Annotated in this window: 13 protein-coding genes; 2 read left to right on the forward strand and 11 right to left on the reverse strand. The window is 64.1% G+C overall.

Features of this window, described 5'->3' with window-relative positions; genetic code table 11:
• Nucleotides 1-20 precede the first annotated feature (20 nt).
• The 7 genes from dxs to rpe form a co-directional block, all read right to left on the reverse strand.
• Nucleotides 21-1,955, reverse strand: coding sequence for a 1-deoxy-D-xylulose-5-phosphate synthase (gene dxs / locus P7228_RS05610; RefSeq protein ID WP_278017231.1), 1,935 nt, complete (start codon nt 1,953-1,955; stop codon nt 21-23).
• A 79-nt stretch (nt 1,956-2,034) separates the two neighbouring features.
• A complete protein-coding gene (locus P7228_RS05615) occupies nt 2,035-2,517 on the reverse strand; it encodes a Fur family transcriptional regulator (protein WP_278017232.1) in 483 nt (160 codons plus the stop codon).
• A gap of 33 nt (nt 2,518-2,550) precedes the next feature.
• A complete protein-coding gene (gene msrA, locus P7228_RS05620) occupies nt 2,551-3,234 on the reverse strand; it encodes a peptide-methionine (S)-S-oxide reductase MsrA (protein ID WP_278017233.1) in 684 nt (227 codons plus the stop codon).
• Nucleotides 3,231-3,386 carry a hypothetical protein gene (locus tag P7228_RS05625; protein WP_278017234.1) on the reverse strand — a complete coding sequence of 52 codons (156 nt, stop codon included), beginning with the start codon at nt 3,384-3,386 and terminating at the stop codon, nt 3,231-3,233. Before P7228_RS05625 ends, msrA begins: the two co-directional genes overlap by 4 nt.
• A 210-nt stretch (nt 3,387-3,596) precedes the next feature.
• Nucleotides 3,597-5,186, reverse strand: a complete 1,590-nt coding sequence (gene purH / locus P7228_RS05630; RefSeq protein WP_278017235.1) for a bifunctional phosphoribosylaminoimidazolecarboxamide formyltransferase/IMP cyclohydrolase — start codon at nt 5,184-5,186, stop codon at nt 3,597-3,599.
• A gap of 9 nt (nt 5,187-5,195) precedes the next feature.
• On the reverse strand, nt 5,196-7,064 hold the full coding sequence (locus P7228_RS05635) for a heparinase II/III family protein (RefSeq protein WP_278017236.1): 1,869 nt from the start codon (nt 7,062-7,064) through the stop codon (nt 5,196-5,198).
• Nucleotides 7,064-7,726, reverse strand: coding sequence for a ribulose-phosphate 3-epimerase (gene rpe / locus P7228_RS05640; RefSeq protein WP_278017237.1), 663 nt, complete (start codon nt 7,724-7,726; stop codon nt 7,064-7,066). The genes P7228_RS05635 and rpe overlap by 1 nt, the downstream gene beginning before the upstream one ends.
• A gap of 285 nt (nt 7,727-8,011) precedes the next feature.
• Between rpe and P7228_RS05645 the strand changes: the two genes are divergently transcribed.
• On the forward strand, nt 8,012-8,515 hold the full coding sequence (locus tag P7228_RS05645; RefSeq protein WP_278017238.1) for a DUF2141 domain-containing protein: 504 nt from the start codon (nt 8,012-8,014) through the stop codon (nt 8,513-8,515).
• 12 nt (nt 8,516-8,527) lie between these two features.
• On the opposite strand, the gene P7228_RS05650 is transcribed toward P7228_RS05645, so the two are convergent.
• Nucleotides 8,528-9,424: a hypothetical protein gene (locus tag P7228_RS05650; protein WP_278017239.1), complete on the reverse strand. Its 897-nt coding sequence runs from the start codon at nt 9,422-9,424 to the stop codon at nt 8,528-8,530.
• On the reverse strand, nt 9,424-10,419 hold the full coding sequence (locus P7228_RS05655) for a diacylglycerol/lipid kinase family protein (protein WP_278017240.1): 996 nt from the start codon (nt 10,417-10,419) through the stop codon (nt 9,424-9,426). Before P7228_RS05655 ends, P7228_RS05650 begins: the two co-directional genes overlap by 1 nt.
• 88 nt (nt 10,420-10,507) lie before the next feature.
• Between P7228_RS05655 and P7228_RS05660 the strand changes: the two genes are divergently transcribed.
• Nucleotides 10,508-11,704 (forward strand): M20 metallopeptidase family protein, encoded by a 1,197-nt coding sequence (locus P7228_RS05660; protein ID WP_278017241.1) that lies wholly within the window; start codon nt 10,508-10,510, stop codon nt 11,702-11,704.
• A 75-nt stretch (nt 11,705-11,779) separates the two neighbouring features.
• On the opposite strand, the gene P7228_RS05665 is transcribed toward P7228_RS05660, so the two are convergent.
• Together P7228_RS05665 and P7228_RS05670 are read right to left on the reverse strand one after the other, a co-directional pair.
• Nucleotides 11,780-13,363, reverse strand: coding sequence for a sodium:solute symporter family transporter (locus P7228_RS05665; protein ID WP_278017242.1), 1,584 nt, complete (start codon nt 13,361-13,363; stop codon nt 11,780-11,782).
• Between the two features lie 104 nt (nt 13,364-13,467).
• Complete coding sequence (locus P7228_RS05670) at nt 13,468-15,846, reverse strand: glycoside hydrolase family 3 protein (RefSeq protein WP_278017243.1); 2,379 nt, start codon at nt 15,844-15,846, stop codon at nt 13,468-13,470.
• Nucleotides 15,847-15,867: the final 21 nt, after the last annotated feature.

Genomic DNA, 15,867 nt, shown 5'->3' on the forward strand with positions numbered 1-15,867 from the left:
CCTGTGCACGTGCCCGTCGCTCAGGCCCGCACCTCTTCCACGCGTTCGTTTTCGCTGGCCGAATTGTGCCGCAGTGCCTTGAGCACGGTGTCGACGATATGCGGCGCATTGAGACCGGCCTCGTCATATTGCTTCATCGGATCGTCATGGTCCTGGTAGATGTCAGGCAAGCGCATGGTGCGGATCTTGAGCCCGGCATCGGTCAGGCCCTCGTCGCTCGCGAAGGTAAGCACATGCGCGCCGAGGCCGCCCACGGCGCCTTCCTCGACCGTCACCACCACCTCGTGACTGCGCAAGAGCTTCTCGATCAAGTCGGTGTCGAGCGGCTTGGCGAAGCGCAAATCGGCGACCGTTGTCGACAGCCCCTTGGCCTCTAGCAAGTCGGCAGCCTTCCGCGCCTCCTCGAGACGCGCACCAAGCGACAGGATCGCTACCTTGGTGCCTTCTCGGACAATCCGGCCCTTGCCGATCTCGAGCTTCTGCGGAGTCTCGGGAAGATCCAACCCAATCCCCGCTCCACGCGGATAGCGGAAGGCGATCGGGCCATCGTCATACTCGGCCGCGGTATAGGTCATATGGACCAGTTCGGCTTCGTCCGCTGCCGCCATCACCACCATGTTGGGCAGCGTGGCAAGATAGGTGATGTCGAAGCTGCCGGCATGGGTGCAGCCGTCAGCGCCGACCAGACCGGCGCGGTCGATCGCAAAGCGCACCGGCAGGTTCTGGATCGCCACGTCGTGGACCACCTGGTCGTAGGCGCGCTGCAAGAAAGTCGAATAGATTGCCGCAAACGGGCGCATGCCTTGCGCGGCAAGACCCGCAGCAAAGGTGACACCATGCTGTTCGGCAATGCCAACATCGAAGGCGCGATCCGGGTGCGCCTTGGCAAACCGGTCGACGCCAGTGCCGCTCGGCATGGCTGCGGTGATGGCGCAGATGCGCGGGTCGGTGTCGGCGAGTTTCGCCAGCGTATCGCCGAACACGTTCTGGTAGGCGGGCGGGCCGCCGCTCGACTTCTTCTGTTCGCCGGTAATGACATCGAACTTCGCGACGCCGTGATACTTGTCCGCGCTGTTCTCGGCAGGAGCGTAACCCTTGCCCTTCTTGGTCACAACATGGATCAGCACCGGGCCATCCTCGCTGTCGCGCACGTTTTCGAGCACCGGGATCAAATGGTCGAGATTGTGACCGTCGATCGGGCCGACGTAGTAGAACCCCAACTCCTCGAACAAGGTACCGCCCGTGACCATGCCGCGGGCGTATTCCTCGGCCTTCTCGAGCCCGCTCCACACGCGGCGGCTGAGCTTCTTCGAAATGCGCGAGGCGAGGTGGCGCAGGTGCAGATACTCGCTCGAGGACACAGTACGCGCGAGATAGGCCGAAAGCCCACCGACCGGCGGGGCAATCGACATGTCGTTGTCATTGAGGATGACCACCAGCCTGTTGCCGGCCTGTTCGGCATTGTTCATCGCCTCATAGGCCATGCCGGCGCTCATGGCGCCATCGCCGATCACCGCGATCCCGCGGCCGGGCTTGCCCTGCATCTTGTTCGCCATGGCGAAGCCGAGCGCGGCGGAGATCGAAGTCGAACTGTGGGCCGCGCCGAAGGGGTCGTACTCGCTTTCGCTCCGCTTGGTGAAGCCTGAGAGGCCACCGCCCTGTCGCAGCGTACGAATCCGGTCACGTCGTCCGGTCAGTATCTTGTGCGGATAGCATTGATGCCCGACGTCCCAGACCAGCTTGTCATCGGGCGTATCGAACACATAGTGGATCGCGGTGGTCAGTTCGACCACGCCCAGACCCGAGCCCAGGTGGCCGCCAGTCTGGCCGACGGCATCGATCATCTCGGCGCGCAGTTCATCGGCCAATTGCCGCAACTGGCTCCGGTCGAGCTTGCGCAGATCGGCGGGTGTGTCGACCGTATCGAGCAGCGGTGTCTTTGGGGGAGTGCTCATGGGATCAGCGCCTTACACTCCAAAACCCATACTGTCGATGAACGGCTTATCGACGAAAATGCACGGTTCGGCGCCAAGATCATTCTGCGCATGCCCTGCACAGCCCGCGGATTTCGATCACGGGGCGCTCAGCCTTGAAGCTGTGGTCGCCTGCAATTCGACGTACGGTCTGGCTGACCTCGTCGTCATCGACGTGGGTCGCCTCGCCGCATTCGTCGCAGACGAGAAAGATGCAGTCGTGCTCGCAGCCCGGGTGGGTGTTGGCGAGGAAAGCGTTGGCGCTCTCGACCCTCAGTGCGAGATTATTGGTCACGAACAGGTCGAGGATGCGGTAGACGCTGTTGGGCGCCACGCGCTTGCCGCGGCTACGCGACAGGTTGTCGGCGATATCGTAGGCGGACACCGGCCGCTCGTGCTGGGCCAGTTCGGCGAAAACGGATTCGCGCATGCCGGTCCATTGCTCGCCCGCCTTGGTCAGCGCGTCGCGCGCAGCATCGATCAGCTTGCGTCCGGAATGCTCGTGGTGGGCGTGGTCATGCGCCTTGGTTTGTGCTTGTGCCATGCGCCCCGATATAGGCGCTGTGACGCGATTGCGCTACTTGTGATCGCGCAGGAAGCTGGACCGGAAGTGCTCGGGGTAGAGCGACTTGAGCCCGGCGACCTTGGGCTTATCCCAGCGCACGATATAGCCGTGGCGCGGATTGCGAGCCATGAAGTCCTGGTGATAGTCCTCGGCCGGGTAGAATTTGCGGTAACTTTCGATCTCGGTCACGATCGGCTTTTTCCATGCGCCGCTCGCCTGCATCTGCTTGAGATAGGCCGAGGCGACGGCGCGCTGCTCTTTCCCGAGCGGCACCAGCGCCGCGCGATATTGCGGCCCGACATCCGGGCCCTGGCGGTTCCTGAGCGTGGGATCGGCGACCACCGAAAAGAAGATCTGCAGCAACTGGTCGTAGCGGACAATCTCTGGATCGTAGGTAATCCGCACCGCTTCGGCATGGCCGGTCACGCCGGTATTCGTCTGGCGATAGGTGGCGGTCGCGGCATTGCCGCCGTGATAGCCAGAGACGGCGCTCTTCACGCCCTTCACATGGCTGAACACGCCCTCGACGCCCCAGAAGCAACCTCCGGCAAAGACCGCGACCTTGAGGCCGGGGGCTTCCTTGGCGACCCGAGTGGCTGCGGGAGCTTCAACGATCTTTTCGGAAGCGACCGCCGGTTGCTGGCATCCGGCGAGAGCCAGCCCGATGGCTGCGATGATGGGGAGCGCGCGCCTCATTCGGCAGCGCGGTCAGCCTCCGCCGTGGTGGCATGCGCAGGGCTGGCGAGTTCGGCGCTCCAGTCCTGTGCCGATGTCGCACCGACCGCGAGCGCCCCCACCAGAAAACCGATGGCGAAATTGCGATAGAGGTCGGGTTTGAACAGGCCCATGGCGGATGTCTCTTGTCTCTGCGTTCGTTGTGCTGTGCCGGCCCTTATAGGAACGAGCACTTAGCGTTTGGTGAACGCGGCGGTTGTCGGATGTTCATTCGGCTGACGAGAGAGATTGGTTACATCGCAGCCAATTCAATTCGTCTGATCGCAATTCCGGCGCATCGCGCCGCAAGGGCGACCGCGCTAGCGAGCTATCGCACACACCGATCAATGCCTGAAGTGGCGCATCCCGGTGAAGACCATGGCAAGCCCGGCCTTGTTGGCCGCTTCGATCACCTCGTCATCGCGGATCGAGCCGCCCGGCTGGATCACCGCGGTTGCGCCAGCCTCGGCGGCGGCGAGCAACCCGTCGGCGAAGGGGAAGAAGGCATCGGAGGCGACCGCACTGCCGACCGTCTTGGGCTGGGCCCACTCGTATTTCTCCGCCGCCTCTGCCGCCTTCATCGCCGCGATGCGCGAAGAGTCGCGCCGGTTCATCTGGCCTGCACCGATCCCTGCCGTCGCCCCATCCTTGGCATAGACGATCGCGTTCGATTTGACATGGCGCGCCACGGCCCAGGCGAAGAAGCAGTCCTTGAGCTCCTGTTCGGTCGGCGCGCGCTCGGTGACGACCTTGAGGTCGGCTTCGGAGATTGCACCGTTGTCGCGCGTCTGCACCAGCAGCCCGCCGGTGATTGGTTTGACCGCAAGCCCGCCGCGGCGCGGGTCGGGCAGTTCGCCGACTGTGAGCAGGCGCAGGTTCTTCTTGGCAGCAAACACCTCGCGCGCTTCGTCAGACACCGAAGGTGCGATCACGACTTCGGTGAAGATCTGCGCGATTGCTTCTGCCGTCGCACCGTCCAGCTCGCGATTGACCGCAACTATCCCGCCAAAGGCCGAAACGCTGTCGCATTGCAGCGCGGCTTCCCACGCCTCGCGCATCGAGCCGGCCTGCGCCACACCGCACGGATTGGCGTGCTTGACGATAACGACCGCCGGATCGCCGACACGGAATTCGGCGCACAGCTCGAGCGCGGCATCGGCATCGTTGTAATTGTTGTAGCTGAGCTCCTTGCCCTGGAGTTGCTCGGCTTGCGCAATGCCCCGTCCGTGCGGACCGACCGGCGTGTAGAGTGCGGCCTGCTGGTGCGGGTTTTCGCCATAGCGCAGTACGGTCGGGGCCTTGCCGTTGACCGCCAGCATGCCGGGAAACATCTGGCCCTGGTCGGCAAAGGCGAACCACTGGCTGATCATCGAGTCATAGGCGGCGGTCGCCGCAAACGCCTTGGCGGCCATCTTCTTGCGGAAATCGAGCGTGGTTGCACCGTTGCCTCTGTCGAGCTCGCCGAGCAACGTCTCGTAGTCGGCAGGATCGGTCACGATGGTGACATATTGGTGATTCTTTGCTGATGAACGGACCATACTGGGTCCGCCAATGTCGATGTTCTCGATGATCTCGTCGCGCTCGGCTCCGCGCATGACGGTTGCCTCAAAGGGGTAGAGATTGACCACCACGAGGTCGATCGCGCCGATGGCGTGATCTGTCATCGCCTGCGCATGCTCGGCATTGTCGCGCACCGCGAGCAGCCCACCATGCACCTTGGGGTGGAGCGTCTTGACCCGCCCGTCCATCATCTCGGGGAAGCCGGTAAGCTCGGAGATATCCTTCACCGCCAGCCCCACATCGCGCAGCGCCTTGGCGGTACCGCCGGTCGAAACCAGTTCGACATTACGCGCGGCGAGCGCCTTGCCCAGCTCAACCATTCCGCTCTTGTCGGACACCGACAGCAGTGCCCGCTTGATCGTCACGTCAGTCATCGATGGAAACTATCCCATTTTCTTGAGCAGCCAGGAGAATTGCCCCCCGCTGCGTTGCGCCATGCCCTGGATTACCACCTGCTGGATGGGGTGCGGCCTCCCTTCACCATCGACCCACAGGCTTTCTTCTAGTGCGACGCGCGCCGTGCCGTCATCGCCGCCCATGCGGAACTGCCACAGGCTGCCATTGGGTAGCAACAGGCTCGCGCCCCGGCGATCTTCCGCCAACCGCGCCTCGACGCGCGGGCCGAGATGGAAACGGATCGCGAAGTCGATCTTGCCGCGCTTACCCTTCTGGTTCTTCGGCACCAGCAGGTCCTCGCCGCGAAGCTCCTCGCCATCGGCGCGCAGCATCAGAATGCGGTTATGGGTGAGGCCAAAGCGCGCCGCATAGCCATCGTGGCTCGCTTCGACCCGCGTCGCCTCGCCGCCCTGCTGCTTCATCACCCGGCGCTCGACCTCGACCTGCTCAACCCCCTTGCCGAGCTGCCCATGGAGCAGCACGGCGGTCGAATTCACATTGTCGAGTACCAGCGTCGAATGCGCCGCAGTCGCACGCAGCCCCTGCTCGATTCGCGCCGGAACCTGTCCACCCGCGAGCGCCGAGCCGCCACAGTTGACGATCAGGCGATGCGCGCCCTCGGACATTTCGAATGCCAGTGTCGAGGCGCAGCCCCAGCGCGCATGGCGCGGCTTGGGTGGGGGCGCAGCGTCCATCAGCACCGTGGTCTGCCCGCCACCGAGGCGCTGGAAGCCCCATTCGCGCACATCCTTAAGCGGGCGGGTGCGGACGCCGCTTGCCTCGATCAGGGCCGACAGCCGATCTGCGCTGGTCGCGCTCGAACCTTGCCAGCTACCGAGGCCGCCGTCGCCATGGCGGATCGTGAGCAGGGGCGGCACGAGCAATTCGAGCATGACACCGAGGGCCGACGGCATCTGGCGGTCAACGGCCTGGTAGCAGGCGCGCAGGTCGACCAGCAGGGCGATCGCATCCATCTGAGCCAGCGGGCTGCGCGACAGCACGCCGCCGTCCTCGGCGACGAGCTCGCCCAAGGAACGGATCAGCCCGGCCTCACCATAAAGCCGGCGCGGCTTGCCATCGGGCAGCAACAGCCCCGCTGCCGCGATCGCACACCAGCCAGCGACCTGCCCCAACTGGTCGGAAGACTTCGCAACATTCCGATCGAGCCAGCGTGCCGTCGCATCGATCGCGTCGAGCAGGCGCGGCTTGAGCTTGGCATCCTGGCCCGAGAGGACAAGCGGCCCGTTAACCAGCCAGGCGAGCAAGCGCTGACCCGCGTACTCGGCGGTCCAGGCTGCACCTTTCCCCGGCTTGGAGTTCTCAGCCAGCCAGGCCGAGCAAATCCGCTCGGCAGTCGCAATGCACTGCTCGCGCGGCGCGCTCGAACCTAGGTCGCGGAGCCAGCTGAAGCCGTGAATGACCCGCTCGAACGGTGGCGACAGGCGCGATGAACTTTCGAAGTCCATCTGCCCGATCGGGGTCTTGACCCCGTGAACCAGGAAATGCCCGGCGCGCAGGGCGACCCCTGCCGCTCGGTCGCCCAGCAGCGGGCTTTCGACCGTTGCCAATAGCCGCGAGCGGGTGGGCTTGCGAAAGGGCGAAACCAGCGTCGATCCCGGCACCCCAAGCCGATAGGCGAGGCGGATGAGGCGCTCTCCCGGACCTGCGGCTGGCGCGACGATATCCGTAAGCGCCAACGCTCGAGTGGAATCCACCGGCAGGACAAGCACTGGATCGTTCAGGATCGGCTGCCGGTCCTCTCTGGCCAGCGGGATCGCGCTCTTTACCTCGTCCGCGCCGCCATCATTGTCGATCGTATCGAGTTCACCTTCCGCGTCGGCAAAGAGCGTGTCCATCAATCGCCTCCTCTCAAGGCGGCGATATTGGCTGCATACTGGCCGGAGCCGCCCTTGAAGGTGGCAGATCCGGCAACGAGCACATCAGCTCCCGCATCCACGCAGAGCCTGGCGGTGTCCGCATTGACCCCGCCATCGACCTCAAGGTGAATTTCGCGCCCGGTCGCATCGATCATGGCGCGCACCTTGCGGATCTTGTCGAGCTGCGAATGGATGAAGCTCTGCCCGCCAAAGCCGGGATTGACGCTCATGATCAATACGAGGTCGGCCAGGTCGATCAGATATTCCAGCGCCTCGACCGGAGTGCCTGGATTGAGGACTACGCCAGCCTTCTTGCCGAGCGCCCGGATCGCCTGCAGCGTGCGGTGCGCGTGCGGCCCCGCCTCGGGATGGATGGTGATGATATCCGCGCCCGCCTCGGCGAATTCTTCCAGATAGGCGTCGACCGGAGAGATCATCAGATGGACGTCGAAAGGCTTGCTCGTATGGGGGCGAAGCGCCTTCACCACCGCCGGACCGATGGTGATATTGGGGACATAGTGCCCGTCCATCACATCGACATGAATCCAGTCGGCTCCAGCCGCGTCGATTGCGCGCACTTCCTCGCCCAGCCGCGCAAAATCGGCCGAAAGGATTGAAGGAGATATCAGCGGGGTCGCCATGCGAGGTCCACCAGTCACTGTCCAGAAAGGAGCGCGCTCTATCTTGCACCTAGGATTCGCGCCCCGTACCCACAATCCCGCAAGCAGGCCTTTTCCCCAGAGGACCCGGCCGTTCGCCGGACTATCCACAGATGCGCGCGTTACGTGACGCTTAACCGTGGCAGTTTGCCGAATTCAGCCGCAATTCAGCCTCGCCCTGACAAAAGGGTGGCGAATTCAGGGGGCTTGCGTGTAACTCCGCGCGCGCTTCCGAGCGAACTGTGCCAAGAGGATCTCCCAGAACCTATGAAGCAAGTGACGACAATCGCATGGACTTTGGCTGCGCTGGGGGCGGGCGTGATGGCGCTTGCCGTGCCCACCGCCGCACAGGTCGTGTATCGCCAGAAAATCAGCCACGACATGAGCAAGTGCGCTCCTGGCGGCGGCCCGGCCGTGCGCGTGACCGTCAATGGGGTAAAGAGCTCCGATGGCAAGCTGCGAGTCCAGAGCTATCGCGGCACTTCGTCCGACTGGCTCGAAAAGGGCAAGTGGATCAACCGGATCGAACTGCCGGCACGCGCCGGTACGATGACGGTCTGCGTGCCGGTTCCCTCAGCTGGAACCTATGGCATCGCGGTGCGGCACGACACCAACGCCAATGGCAAGACCGACCTGTCGAGAGACGGTGGAGGCATGTCGAACAACCCCTCGATCAACATCCTCAACCTCGGCAAGCCGAACTACAAGAAAACCGCTTTCAGCGTGGGCGATGGCGTCAAGTCGATCGCCATCACGATGAAATACATGTGATCGCCGGGGCGGCTATCCGCCGCGCCGCCCACGTTCTTTCCAGACCCGAAACAATACGCCTGGTGCGGCCAGCACCGGGTGTTTTTCGCGCCAAGGAGTGAGCTCGACCGGAACTCCGGTGTGGCGCTCGACCTTCCAGGCGGCGTAGCGCGCCGCGCCGTCGAAAGTGGTACTTGCCTTTAGCAGGCGGGTTACGTTGAGGAGCTTGCCGAGCCGCTGGCGTTTCCCCCACCAGCCCTGGACCTTCGACCGCTCGCTTTCACTCAGATGCGGCGTAAGGCGATTGCCGTCACGTTCATAAGGGATGCCCTGCGCGTTGAGCGCCAATGGCAGCAATCCGTCGAAATGGTCGGCATTGACGGACAGGATCGAATCCTCGCGCCCCGGCTTCTCGACCCTGAATTCCGCCTTGTAGGTCGCCCGGAACAAGGCGCGCCAGTAGTCCTCCGCCGCCCCGCTTGCCGGCCCGAGGGCGATCGAAAGCCGTGCCGCAGTCTTGGCGGCCTCGCCGATCGCTTCCCGCACGGCATCCCCGGCCGCTCCATCACGTTGCCATACCAGCGCGCTGGGCTGGACAAAACGCGCCCAAATCGTGGTGTCGAGCAATTCGCCGCGCGCGGCTTCCGCGAAGGTTTGAAGCGACATGGTCGCGATCTTGGCGCGCAGCGTCTCGCCACCGTGGTCCCACTCGCGATAGCTGACCCGCGGCCAGATCTTCTCGCGTTGTTTGCCCGGCAAGAGGACGTAGTAGTCGAGCACCCCTTCGAGCGAGCCGGTCCTGAGGTTCGAGCCGTAGAACAGCACCGCCAGCGCGCCGCTCTCTTCCGCCAGTCGCTCAGCAAACTCACTCACCGCCGGATCGACCGGTGCAGCGGTGGTTTCGGCAATCCTGTCTGCGAGCGTCGCCATCACGGGGTGACGAAGGTGATCTCGGGGCCCTGGGTCACGTCGAAGGTCCCGCCGGGATAGGCCTCGCCATCGAGAATAAAAGCGTCGGCAAGCGTCAGCTGGAAGCTTTCGACGGCGCACTGGAAAAACCCCTTACGCTCCATGGCGTCGAACTTGGTGCCCATCAGGATGAAAGGCAGGCGCAATGTGGTTCGCCGCTTGACCTGGTCCAGAACGCCGAGCTTGAGCCCTCTCGTGTGATTGCCGAATGGCTTGATGCCGACCGGGAAGCGTTCGAGCGTCGAAGCAAGCAGGACCTGTCTTCGCTTCGGATCGCCTTCGCCGCTATGCGGGAGCGGTGTGCGATCCGGCCCGAGCAGGATTTCCATCTCCGCCCCCTGTCGCCAGGCATTGCGGCGGCTTCCCGCAAGTGTCCCAGCAATTCCCCAGACGATCGTCACTGCGACGGCCAGGCTGTCAAAGGCACCCCAGCGATGCGCATCCTGACCCTTGTCGATGCCGAGCGTGAAGGCACCTGCGCCGAGGATGAAGCCCAGCATCGCCTGATCGGGCTTGCCGGCAGGAGCAATCGACAGGGGATGGCGCTTGATCCGGCGCCCCTTGCGATAGGCGGCAATCGCCTCGTCGAGCGTCCATGGTGTCGGCGCATCGAGATCGACCGTCAGGGCGTTGGTCTTGCCCTTGGGGAGAACCGCCACCACTGGCCAATCCGCGGCGAATACCCGCAGCCCGGCAGTCAGCACGTCGCGCACGGTTCCGTCGCCACCGCTGATCACGAGCAACTCGATGCCGTCGCGCTTGAACCGGTCCAGTTCCTCGACCAGCGCGTCGTGGTCCCGGGGGATCGCCACGCGTACATTCTCGCCGCGTTCGCGCAATTGCTCCTTGCCCTTGTTGCGATGACTGCGCGGATTGGCGATCACTCCAACGCGCGGGGCATCGCTCCGTGGCATTGCATGCACTGCAGCAACATCGTTCGGAAGGGCGGCGGACATGCAAGGGCCATAGCCGCAAAATACCAAACTTCACTAGATCTTTATCCACCGCTCGCGCTGGCGCAAAATCTGATTTAATGGTGGCGACATGCTCAATCCCGACCTGCTCGAATCCGCGACCTCTCTTTCCGACGGGATCGTCGCCCTGCGCCGCGCGATCCATCGCGAACCCGAACTGGGGCTCGAAACACCCAAGACGCTCGCCAAGGTGCGCGAAGCGCTGGCCGATCTGCCGCTCACCTGGCGGGAAGGGACCAGTTGTACCGGCGCGATTGCGACGCTCGAGGGTGGCAGAGCTGGCCGCCGCGTCCTGCTGCGTGGTGACATGGATGCGCTGCCGATGGACGAGAAGACCAACCTCGAATTCGCCTCGACCATCCCCGGGCGGATGCATGCCTGCGGGCACGACACCCACACGGCCATGCTGGCGGGCGCCGCGCGACTGCTATCGGCGAAGCGTGACGAGTTCGCGGGAACCGTCGATTTCATGTTCCAGCCGGGCGAGGAAGGTTATCACGGCGCGCGCTACATGATCGACGACGGGTTGCTCGACCCGCTGCCCGATGCCGCCTTCGCGCTGCACATCATGCCCAATGCGCCTTTCGGGGTGCTGGCCGGGAGGGCCGGCCCGCTGCTCGCGGCCGCCGACGAGTTCACTTTCAAGGTTAAGGGCCAAGGCGGTCATGCCTCGATGCCGCATGACTGCAACGATCCGGTTCCGGGTGCCGCTGCGATCGTTGGCGCGATCCAGGCGATGGTCACCCGGCGTTTCAACGCCGCCAGTCCCGTGATCGTCACGGTCACGCAGATTCACGCCGGCACTGCGCATAATGTGATCGCCGACGAGGTCGTGCTCGGCGGCACCATGCGCACACTTTCGCCCGAGCACAGGGCCAAGGTTCAGGAGCTGATCGTCGAGACCGCCAGGAACACCGCGAGCGCATATGGACTCGAAATCCAGTGCGACATTCGCGCCGGTTTCCCGGTCACGATCTGCGATGAGCGCGCGGTCGATCTCGGTCGCAAGGTCGCGCAGGAACTAGGCGGTGAGCGCGGGTGGCGAGACATGGCTGACCCGATCATGGGCGCGGAGGATTTCTCCTACGTGCTCGAGCAGGTGCCCGGCGCGATGTTCTTCCTGGGCGTCGCCAAAGAGGGCGATGACTGGCGATCGTGCTGCGCGATCCACTCACCGCGCATGCATGTCGATGAGAATGCCTTGCCCAAGGGCACGGCGATGCTGGCGGGCTGTGCGCTCAAATTCCTCGAGGAAGGCTGGCAATAAAAACCGGGGCCGCCGCGCGGACGGCCCCGGCCAAATCCGCGGCGCAAGCTCCCCCAAGCCGCGCCGCTTATTCGATCACCACAGCCAGACGTAAAGCCCGACCAGGGTGGCGACGGTCAGCATCGCCAGGGTGTTGAACAGCGTGTTAGTGGCGAAACCGATATCGCCCAGCTTGACTGTGCGTTCCTCCTCCGGCGCGGCCGTCATCCGCGAAACCACGATCGCGGCCACGAGCGACAGCATGAACACGCCCCAGATGCGGATGATGAACGGCACGTCCGGCATGCCGAATTTCAGCAGCACGTTGACCGCCAGCGATCCGAGCAGCGCGGTGAAGGCGCCCACCGCATTGGCCTTCTTGTCGAAGAACCCGAGCAGGAAGACGACCACGATGCCCGGCGCGATAAAGCCGGTGTATTCCTGCACCGTCTGGAAGCCGCTTTCGAAGCCGCCGATGAAGGGGCGCGCGAGGAACAGCGCGAGCACCATCGCAGTGAATGCGGAGATCCGCCCCACCGTCACGTAGTGATGCTCGCCCATGTCAGGCTTCCAGTTGCGATAGAGGTCCATCGTGAAGATGGTCGAGATCGAATTCATCATCGACGCAAGCGAACTCACGACCGCCGCGATCAGCGCCGCGAAGACGAGGCCGCGCAGGCCCGCCGGGGCAAAGGCCATCAGCTCGCCATAGGTACGGTCCGACTTCTCGGCCAGCGCCGCGCCGTCGAGCACGCCCTGCTGAGCGAGGATCACCGCGGCGATGCCGGGGATGACCACGATGAACGGCACCAGGATCTTGAGGAAGGCAGCGAAGGCGAGGCCCTTCTGCGCTTCGCCCAGGTTCTCCGCGCCCAGTGCGCGCTGGATGATGTACTGGTTGAAGCCCCAGTAGCTGAAGTGCAGCACCCACAGGCCGCCGAGCAGCGTCCAGATGCCCGGGAGATCCGAATAGGCCGGATTGCTTTCGTCGAGAATCATCTCGAAGTGCCCCGGCATCTCCCGCATCAGCAGTCCGAGCCCGCCGAGCGGCCCGTCAGCCGGAAGCGCGTCGAGCGCGATCCAGGTGATCGCGATGCCGCCGATGATCAGGATGACAACCTGGATGATGTCGGTCAGCGCGACCGCCTTGAGGCCGCCATAGAGCGAATAGAGCGCGGCAAAGCCCGCCAGCGCCGCCATTGCTGTCATCACGCTCCAGCCGGTGAGCGAGGTAATCGCCAGTCCGCCGAGCCACAGCACAGTGGTGAGGTTGACGGCGGTGTAGAGCGCGACCCAGAAGACGCTCATCAGGTTCTTGACGCCCTCGCCATACCGCTGCTGCAGGAACTGCGGCATGGTGTAGATCTTGCGCTTGAGGAAAATCGGCAGGAAATACTTGGCGACGATGATCAGGACGATCGCGGCCTGCCACTCATAGGCGGCAATGGCGATGCCGACGGCAAAGCCCTGGCCAGACTGACCGATGATCTGCTCGGCGGAGATGTTCGACGCGATCAGCGAGGCGCCGATCGCCCACCACGGCAGCGCGCGCCCGGCGAGGAAATAATCCTCGGTATTCTTGTCGTGGCCCTCGGGCTCGCGGCTGACATAGAGCGCGATCCCCAGCAGCGCGAACGCGTAACCGATGATGATGACGATATCGATCGTTTCGAGCGTCATTGATAATCCTCCCAAGGGCGCGCTCTTTTCGGTCGCGCCTCAATCCCAACTTGAAGGACTAGCGCGCCCAACCGCGCGGTCCATTTGTATTCGAATGCATTCCGTCAGAACGAGCATTCCAGTTCGGCATCCGTTGTCTCGCGCTTCACGCTCGAGATGCGGAAGGTGATTGCGCCTTCCGCTTCAAACGCGATGCGCGACCCGAGATTGGCGACACAGGCCTCGCTGATGACCATTTCCCGCCAGCCCTTGGAATAGGCGAGCGCGAACTGTTCGGTCAGGTCGAGCACCTTCTCGCCGCCGTCCGTGGTGCTGGCGCGCAGGACGATAGGCGCCGTCGGGCGCGTTACGACCTCATAGGCGATGCGATATGCCCCGCCCGTGTCGTCGGCCTGTTGCAGCCCGAAGTAGGAGCCAGCCTGCAGCGCGATTTCGCGCGAGTCTTCCTGCGCGTCGCGATCGTAGCCGCGTGCGACAACGCCCGAGCCATTCATGTCGCCGCGCATCTGCGGCATCAATTCCTCGAACCCGGCACCGTCGAGACGGCCGACAAAGGCGCTCACACCCGAACCGAGACGCCCTGAGCCGAACATGTCCGCGCTGTCATTGGCGGCGAGCGCGGGGCAATCTTCGCTCAAACCGGCGAGCGGCGAGGTGTCCCCCAGCATGCGGCCATAGCCGAATGCAAACAGCGCACCGTCGGGCCCATTGACCGGTTGCCCCATGCAGGATTCTGGCCAGGAGAAGGACAGCCGACCGGTTGCTTCGCGCTTGCCGGTCAGCACGTCGGCAACGCCGGCGCCCTCGCTGCCCGGCAGCCACGAAGCCACGAAGGCATCGGCTACGTTGAGCTCGCGGTTCATCCATAGCGGACGACCTGAGAGGAACACGGCGACGGCGGGAATGCCCGCTTCGCTGTACTGCCGGAGGAGTTTCAGGCCTTCCTCGTCGCGGAAGACGAGATCGCGCTGGTCGCCGGCGAATTCCGCATAGGGGCGCTCGCCGAACACGACCACGGCAACATCGGGGCGGCTCGTGAACGAACCGTCTTCGGACAGGGTTGCCGTGCCGCCACTTGCCGCGACATTCTCCCGAATGCCATCCCAGATCGAGCTGGCATTGGGGAAACGTTCGCGCGGCAATTGGTCCTTGCTGCCGCCCTGCCATTCCAGGGTCCAGCCACCCGATGCCCGGCCGATATCGTCCGAGGCACTGCCTGCGACCAGGACATTGGCACCCGCCTTGAGCGGCAACACGCCGTTGTTCTTGAGGATCACCTGCGACTTGGCGACCGCCTCGCGCGCCAGGGCACGATGCTCAGGAGACGCGAGCAGGTCGAAACGCCCTGCGACGCCCCGCTCCGACGGGCGCTTGGCATCTGCCCCGATCAGGCCCGCGCGCTGCTTGACGCGCAGTATCCGCGCAACCGCTTCGTCGAGCCGCGCCATCGGGATGGTGCCGTCCCTGACCTGCGCGACGAGCGAATCCATCAGCGGCTTCCAATCATCGGGCACCATGTAGATATCGAGCCCCGCCATCAGCGATTGCGGGCAATCGGTGACGGTGCAGCCCTTGATCTGTCCGTGACCGTTCCAGTCGCCGACCACCAATCCGTCAAATCCCATCCGGCCGCGCAGCACATCTGTCAACAACGGCTGGTTGCCGTGCATCTTGGTGCCATTGATGGAATTGAAGCTCGCCATGACGGCTTCGACCCCGGCTGCGATGGTCGCTGGATAGGGACGGCCGTGCAGGTCTATCAGCGCTTCGATGTCGCCGTTGACGTCGCCCTGGTCGACCCCTTGGTCGGTCCCGCCGTCGCCAAAGAAATGCTTGGCCGTGGCAATGACCCGACCGTCACCAAGGAAATCGCCGGCACCCTTGCTGCCCTGCAGTCCTTCGACCAGCGCAGCGCCGAGCTTGGCGACAAGGTCAGGATTCTCGGAATAACTTTCGTAGGTGCGGCCCCAACGATCGTCCTGGGCCACCGCCACGGTAGGAGAGAAGTTCCAGTCAATGCCGGTCACCTCGATCTCGATCGCGGTCGCGTGGCCGATGCGCCGCACGAGATCGGCATCGCCGGTCGCGCCCAGTGCGATATTGTGCGGGAAGATCGTCGCACCGACGACGTTGCTGTGGCCGTGAACCGCGTCAGTGCCCCACATGGTCGCAATGGCAGGCTCGCCGTTCGGCAATGGCTTGACCGAGGCGTCGTACATCTCGTCGGCCAGTCGTAGCCATTCGGAAGCAGGAGCGAATTCATCGCCATAGGGGCCGCCGTTCCCGCCGTTGAGATAACTGCCGAAACGATATCGCTCCATGTCTGCGGCGGTGAATGAATTGATCTGCGGCTGAATAAGCTGGGCGACCTTGCGCTCGACGCTCATGCGCGAAAGCAGGTCGGCGACCACATCGGCTTCGTTTGCCGCCGCCGGTGTAGAAACGGTCGACGCCGCATTCGGAACGGTGGCGCAGGCGCCCAAGGAAGTTGCCAGGGCGATCGC

The sequence above is a fragment of the Altererythrobacter sp. CAU 1644 genome (assembly GCF_029623755.1).
GTDB lineage: Bacteria > Pseudomonadota > Alphaproteobacteria > Sphingomonadales > Sphingomonadaceae > Erythrobacter > Erythrobacter arenosus.